Origin of the sequence: Acinetobacter sp. UBA2063 (assembly GCF_002333245.1) — a bacterium.
GTDB lineage: Bacteria > Pseudomonadota > Gammaproteobacteria > Pseudomonadales > Moraxellaceae > Acinetobacter > Acinetobacter parvus.
Map to the genome: position 1 here is coordinate 1 of NZ_DDAH01000192.1, position 4,001 is coordinate 4,001.

Annotated in this window: 4 protein-coding genes; all 4 read left to right on the top strand. The window is 42.8% G+C overall.

Translation table 11 applies throughout. The features are described 5' to 3' along the window. Window positions 1-52 precede the first annotated feature (52 nt). The 4 genes from B4H32_RS09310 to dapF all read left to right on the top strand — a co-directional run bounded on the left by B4H32_RS09310 (window position 53) and on the right by dapF (window position 3,936). The gene (locus B4H32_RS09310; RefSeq protein ID WP_004682714.1) at window positions 53-1,468 is read left to right on the top strand and encodes an amino acid permease; all 1,416 of its coding nucleotides are present in this window, start codon (window positions 53-55) and stop codon (window positions 1,466-1,468) included. Window positions 1,469-1,589: 121 nt separating this feature from the next. Next, a complete protein-coding gene (gene lptM, locus B4H32_RS09315) occupies window positions 1,590-1,802 on the top strand; it encodes an LPS translocon maturation chaperone LptM (protein ID WP_004682713.1) in 213 nt (70 codons plus the stop codon). A gap of 22 nt (window positions 1,803-1,824) precedes the next feature. After that, the gene (lysA, locus tag B4H32_RS09320) at window positions 1,825-3,075 is read left to right on the top strand and encodes a diaminopimelate decarboxylase (RefSeq protein ID WP_286802408.1); all 1,251 of its coding nucleotides are present in this window, start codon (window positions 1,825-1,827) and stop codon (window positions 3,073-3,075) included. Between the two features lie 6 nt (window positions 3,076-3,081). Then, a complete protein-coding gene (gene dapF, locus B4H32_RS09325) occupies window positions 3,082-3,936 on the top strand; it encodes a diaminopimelate epimerase (protein ID WP_004676767.1) in 855 nt (284 codons plus the stop codon). The last annotated feature ends 65 nt before the right edge of the window (window positions 3,937-4,001 follow it).

Consider the following 4,001-nt stretch of genomic DNA (forward strand, 5'->3'; position numbering starts at 1 on the left):
TAAAGTTTTTAAGCTAATTTTGTGACATAAAAACTGAGAGTTGAATATAACAATGTCAAATGAGTTTCTTGAGCCATCCAGTGAAAATGGAGGGCTGCACCGTAGTTTGTCCAACCGACACTTACAGTTGATTGCAATTGGTGGAGCAATTGGAACAGGATTGTTTATGGGATCGGGCAAAACCATTAGTTTGGCTGGTCCATCCATTCTGTTCATTTATGGCCTAATTGGTGTGATGGTGTTTTTCGTCATGCGAGCATTGGGCGAACTGTTGTTATCCAACCTGAATTATAAATCTTTTATTGACTTATCCACTGATTTAATTGGTCCCTGGGCGGGTTATTTTGTGGGCTGGACCTATTGGTTGTGTTGGGTCACCATTGGTATCGCCGATCTGTCTGCCATTATCTACTATCTGGAATTTTTCAATGGGGGGGAATCCTTTACACCAATGGGTGGATTGCTGATCAGTACGGTTGCAATTCTATTTGTACTTGGACTGAATCTGGTCACTGTGAAGCTGTTTGGTGAAATGGAATTCTGGTTTGCAATGGTCAAGATCACCGCGATTATTGTGTTGATCGTCGTTGGTCTATGGATGATTTTTACTGGATTCACTAGCACATCAGGTACTGTTGCAAGTGTCTCAAATCTCTGGACGCATGGTGGCATGTTCCCGAAAGGTCTGGATGGTTTTCTGGCTGGATTCCAGATTGCCATCTTCGCCTTTGTTGGGGTGGAACTGGTTGGTACAACTGCTGCTGAAACACAGGACCCAAAGCGCAACTTACCTAAAGCAATTAACTCAATTCCAATCCGTATCATTATTTTCTATGTATTGGCATTGTTTGTGGTGATGTGTGTTACTCCGTGGGATCAAATTAACCCTAAAGTCAGCCCATTCGTGAATATCTTCTCACAGGCAGGTGTTGCCTCTGCTGCAATTATCATGAATCTGGTGGTGCTGTCCTCGGTCATGTCATCCATGAACAGTGGGGTATTCTCAACCAGCCGTATGCTGTTTGGTTTATCAACGGATCAACAGGCACCAAAATTATTTGGTAAATTGTCTAAATCTGCCGTTCCTTCAAAAGCATTGGTTTTCTCATCAATCTGTATCTTTATTGGTGCATTTGTACAGTTCATTTATAAAGTACAGACGGGAACCAATGATGAAGTGACAGCATTTACTCTAGCAACCACTTTATCAACCATCCTGTTTATCTGTGTGTGGATTATCATTATGTGGAGTTATATCAACTACCGCAAAAATAGACCTGAGCTGCATGCACAATCAACTTTTAAACTCCCAGGTGGCGTGTTTACCTGTTGGGTGGTGATTTTATTCTTCCTTGCAACCATCTATTTCCTTGCGCTGGATGAAACCACGCTGGAATCGTTAAAGGTCAGCCCAATCTGGTTCGTTATTTTGGCAATTGGTTATATCTTTTATAAAAAGAAAAACTAGCAAATAGCAGAATCTTTTTCTAAAAACGTCAGCGAAACGCTGGCGTTTTTTATGGTTTTAGGCTTTAGCCAATCTAATGATCACGCTATACTGCTCCGAATTGTAAAAGTTAGGTGCTCAGATGCTTAAAGTCATTTGTTCCATCAGTTTATTATTGAGCAGTATGCTACTCACGGCATGTGGTCAGTCAGGGGCGTTGCAATTGCCATCGGACCCAAACCATGACAAACGCGCAACATACCTGCTGTATAAAAATGAAGCCGCTCAGGCCAAGGCTTCATCTAATGTAAATACTGAAAGTCAGGCAACACAATCACAGATCACCTCACCTTAAGTTTGTAAATAAGGACATCTTCATGAGTTTCACTCGCATTAATGGGGTATTGCACGCTGAGCAATGTTCATTGGACCAGCTCGCACAGCAATTCGGCACGCCTTTATATGTTTATTCGAAAGCAACTTTTGAGAAGCATTATCTGGATATGCACCGTGCCTTTGATTTTATTGATCATCAAATCTGTTTTGCAGTGAAGTCAAACTCAAATATTGCAGTGTTGAATGTTCTGGCAAAATTAGGTGCTGGTTTTGATATTGTGACGGGTGGAGAATTAGCGCGTGTGCTTGCGGCTGGTGGAGATCCAGCAAAAATTGTGTTCTCTGGTTTAGGTAAATCCGAAGCGGATATTGAAAAAGCTTTGACCGTAGGTATTGCCTGTTTTAATGTGGAGTCGCATGCCGAGCTGGATCGTATCCAGAAAGTAGCGGCGAAACTTGGTAAAAAAGCCCCAATTTCCTTACGTGTTAATCCAGATGTGGATGCGAAAACCCATCCTTATATTTCAACAGGCTTAAAGGAAAACAAGTTTGGTATTCCAAGTGATACAGTGAATGAGACCTATCAATATGCAGCTTCACTGCCGAATCTGGAGATTGTCGGGATTGACTGCCACATCGGTTCGCAATTGACTGAGACCAAACCATTTGTTGATGCGCTGGATCGGGTCATTTTAATGATTGAGCAGTTGAAAGGCTTGGGTATCAACCTCAAACATATTGATATTGGTGGTGGTTTGGGGGTTTGTTATAAAGATGAAACACCACCAAGCGTTGAGGAATATGCCAATGCGATGCGTCCAGCTTTGGAAAAACTGGGCTTAAAAGTCTATATGGAGCCAGGGCGTAGTATTTCTGCCAATGCAGGTGTATTACTCACCAGGGTGGATTTACTTAAACCAACCAATCACCGTAACTTTGCCATCATTGATGCAGCGATGAATGACTTAATTCGCCCCGCTTTATATGAAGCATGGATGGATATTCAGTCGGTGAATCCAAATCCTAATGTTGAAGTCAAAACCTGGGACCTGGTTGGTGCAATCTGTGAAACTGGCGATTTTCTCGGTAAAGAGCGTGATTTGGCATTGCAGGAAAATGATGTTCTCGCTGTATTGGGCGCAGGTGCCTACGGTTTTGTCATGAGTTCAAACTACAATACCCGTGGTCGCGCTGCCGAAGTCATGGTCAATGGTGATCAGGCCTATGTAATTCGTGAGCGTGAAAGCATAGAATCACTTTGGGAAAAAGAGTGTTTGTTGCCTAAGGAGTAAATTAAGATGTATTTAGAATTTACCAAAATGCATGGTCTGGGCAATGATTTTATGGTTGTTGACCTGATCACGCAGCGCGCTTATTTAGATGCGGTTACTATTCAGCGTTTGGCAGATCGTCATTTTGGCGTGGGTTTTGATCAACTGCTGATTGTTGAGCCACCTGATTTTCCAGATGTTGATTTTAAATATCGAATTTTTAATGCTGATGGTTCAGAGGTGGAACAGTGTGGTAATGGGGTACGTTGCTTCGCCCGTTTTGTGCATGAGCGTCAATTGACCACCAAAACCAAAATTCGTGTGCAGACCAAGGCTGGGATTGTTGAGCCAGAGTTAGGTGCAAATGGTTGGGTTCGGGTCAATATGGGACCGCCAAAATTTCTTCCTGAAGAAATCCCATTTATTACTCAGGAACATGAAGATGCTGAGGGCTTATATCAACTGGAACTTGCAGATAATAAAAGCATCAATATTGATGTGGTGAATATGGGCAACCCACATGCGGTGACTATTGTACCTGATGTATTAACTGCTGATGTTGAGCGTATCGGCCCACAAGTAGAATCACACGCACGTTTTCCTGCACGTGTAAATGCGGGTTTTATGCAAATCATTGATGAAAAGCATATCCGTTTGCGTGTATATGAACGTGGTGTGGGTGAGACCTTGGCCTGTGGTACAGGGGCTTGCGCGGCTGCGGTCAGTGGTATGCGCCGTGGCTTGCTTGCCAATGAGGTTGAGGTTCAGCTTGCAGGCGGTAAGCTACATATTGCCTGGCGTGAGGGTGATGTGGTCTGGATGACAGGTCCAACCACGCATGTCTATGATGCGCGTCTGGATTTAAGATATTTTCAAGGCTAAAATTATGATAACTAAACACCCTGAGTTGCAGGGTGTTTATTTTTTAAAATAAAATTATAATTTCA

Coding starts and splice junctions, on each gene's coding strand:
- B4H32_RS09310 (WP_004682714.1), top strand. CDS start 53: ATGTCAAATGAGTTTCTTGAGCCATCCAGTGAAAATGGAGGGCTGCAC.
- dapF (WP_004676767.1), top strand. CDS start 3,082: ATGTATTTAGAATTTACCAAAATGCATGGTCTGGGCAATGATTTTATG.
- lysA (WP_286802408.1), top strand. CDS start 1,825: ATGAGTTTCACTCGCATTAATGGGGTATTGCACGCTGAGCAATGTTCA.
- lptM (WP_004682713.1), top strand. CDS start 1,590: ATGCTTAAAGTCATTTGTTCCATCAGTTTATTATTGAGCAGTATGCTA.